This window comes from Oligella sp. HMSC05A10 (assembly GCF_001808335.1).
In the GTDB taxonomy this organism is placed as follows: Bacteria; Pseudomonadota; Gammaproteobacteria; order Burkholderiales; family Burkholderiaceae_B; genus Oligella; species Oligella urethralis.
This window is the reverse complement of record NZ_KV792971.1, coordinates 1-1,829: the sequence shown is the minus strand read 5'-3', so window position 1 is coordinate 1,829 and position 1,829 is coordinate 1. Positions and strand designations below refer to the sequence as shown.

The window sequence follows — 1,829 nt, the reverse complement described above, 5'->3', positions numbered from 1 at the left end:
ACTGCCAACTGCTATTAAAAATGGGGTGATTACCGTGTGACACTACTAGCTAAGACGATTGAGTAAGGATTCAGGGAAGGAAAAGGACTCACTACATGAGCCCTTTTCCTTTATCTAACAATGATTAACAGAGTTAAAAGTCCACTAGCTTGAGCAAACGCTCTCTAATCACATCTTTTTGATTTTTTACAACCTTAGTTCCAGGAAAAACGCTATTAGGCCAGTACGAACCATCAAGCTCCCCCTCTTTACTTTCAAACATATTTTTAAGATTTTCTCGTATAGGAAGAGGAATAAACATCGCACTATTAAGTGCTACGCTTATATACTCACTAATATTTGGATGGTTATGGTAACGACCCATCTCAATTGCATGTTCAAGAGAGCGATCGTAGTGTGCTAACAACACCAATAAAGCACCATTCTCCTGCTCAGTAGCTTTTTTAGAATGTAGTTTACGATACCCAAGTTTTTTTATCTTCTCTCTCTTAGAGTACTGCATGGGAAGATAACCAAATAACTCAAAGGCATCATCAAATAATGAGTGACGTTCACTGTGTTCTTGTATGTCAGCTTCAATAGTTCGAACAAACTGAAAGTCACAAAACTCACACCAACTCAAATCATCATGTTTTTCTTTTATATGAGAGTTTAGCTGCTTCTCATAGCTTTTTAGTAACTGATGATAATCCCGAACTTTATATCTTTCTACAGATAAAGCATCTAACACTTCGCTCAAGCGTAGCGACTTGTTTTGACGGCTGCGAATACGAGCCTCTTTTTTTAGACTTCGTAGATTTATATGCATAATAAGACCTTCTTTTTAATGCTTTAGTGCCCGCTAAGTAAAGCCAAAAAAATCTTATAGTGACTTTAATTGAAGAGAAAGTAGTGACTGAACTTCGCCATTGCGGACGGCAAGCACCTACTAGTGCTCAAGGCTATTATACATCAAAAACCTCTTGATAAAAACGATCATCAAACGCTCTACTTTTCTACAAACTCTTTGTTATAAGCCATAACAAAGAACTAAAACTAAACCTTTAAACTACTTTAAAAGACAATTATCTCATACACGTTCAATCTAGAGTAACGAATTTGAATGAAAAACTCAGAACCACTAAAAAGTTCTGAGCTTGCTCCCTAACAAAATACGTCTGAGGTAAATAGATGAGTATTAAACTAAAAAAACAAATTAAGATAAACGGAAAGATGAGTGAAGAAGGCGCCGATAAAGTCAGTAATAAATTAGCTAATGCGGCCTTGATTGCAACCTGCGGCTCTATTCTTGTTGCTGCACTATATGTTATTCGCTGGTGGTGATGCGAAACTTTATATTTAAATACAAACAATACTCTGATTAGAATCACTTAGTTTATGATAACAGTCAGTCCTATGGGCAGAAAAAACACAACCGAAACTTATGATTAGGCTATGAACATTTATAAAAATGCAATCAACTCAATCAAGGTAGGAGTTGAAGATTACACACTATCAAAGAAAGATGCCAAACGCGCCATTTCTGCAGTACGAAATATCGTTGCAGGCATATTGCTTCTTTACAAAGAAAAACTATGCCTACTGTCGCCAGATCATGATAAAGAATTATTGATAAAACAAGATATTTCTTTTATTTATGAAAATGATGAGCTTGTTATAAAAGGAACAGGCAAAAACACGGTTAATTCTGTTGAAATAAGTAAGAGATTTAAAGACTTAAACATTTCAGTTGACTGGGAAACTTTTAAAGAAATAAACCAGCTCAGAAATAATTTAGAACACTACTACACTGAAATTGTATGACCCCCATTTTTAGGAACACCTTTTAG

3 protein-coding genes are annotated in these 1,829 nt (G+C 35.3%); 2 read left to right on the top strand and 1 reads right to left on the bottom strand.

The features are described 5' to 3' along the window. Positions 1-133: 133 nt before the first annotated feature. Positions 134-808, bottom strand: a complete 675-nt coding sequence (locus HMPREF3144_RS11330; RefSeq protein WP_036561442.1) for a hypothetical protein — start codon at positions 806-808, stop codon at positions 134-136. 362 nt (positions 809-1,170) lie between these two features. Here HMPREF3144_RS11330 and HMPREF3144_RS11750 point away from each other — a divergent pair, with 362 nt between their 5' ends. Together HMPREF3144_RS11750 and HMPREF3144_RS11325 are read left to right on the top strand one after the other, a co-directional pair. Beyond that, positions 1,171-1,323: a hypothetical protein gene (locus tag HMPREF3144_RS11750; RefSeq protein WP_168163069.1), complete on the top strand. Its 153-nt coding sequence runs from the start codon at positions 1,171-1,173 to the stop codon at positions 1,321-1,323. A 111-nt stretch (positions 1,324-1,434) separates the two neighbouring features. After that, positions 1,435-1,803 carry a hypothetical protein gene (locus HMPREF3144_RS11325; RefSeq protein ID WP_070477967.1) on the top strand — a complete coding sequence of 123 codons (369 nt, stop codon included), beginning with the start codon at positions 1,435-1,437 and terminating at the stop codon, positions 1,801-1,803. Positions 1,804-1,829: the final 26 nt, after the last annotated feature.

Coding starts and splice junctions, on each gene's coding strand:
- HMPREF3144_RS11325 (WP_070477967.1), top strand. CDS start 1,435: ATGAACATTTATAAAAATGCAATCAACTCAATCAAGGTAGGAGTTGAA.
- HMPREF3144_RS11750 (WP_168163069.1), top strand. CDS start 1,171: ATGAGTATTAAACTAAAAAAACAAATTAAGATAAACGGAAAGATGAGT.
- HMPREF3144_RS11330 (WP_036561442.1), bottom strand. CDS start 808: ATGCATATAAATCTACGAAGTCTAAAAAAAGAGGCTCGTATTCGCAGC.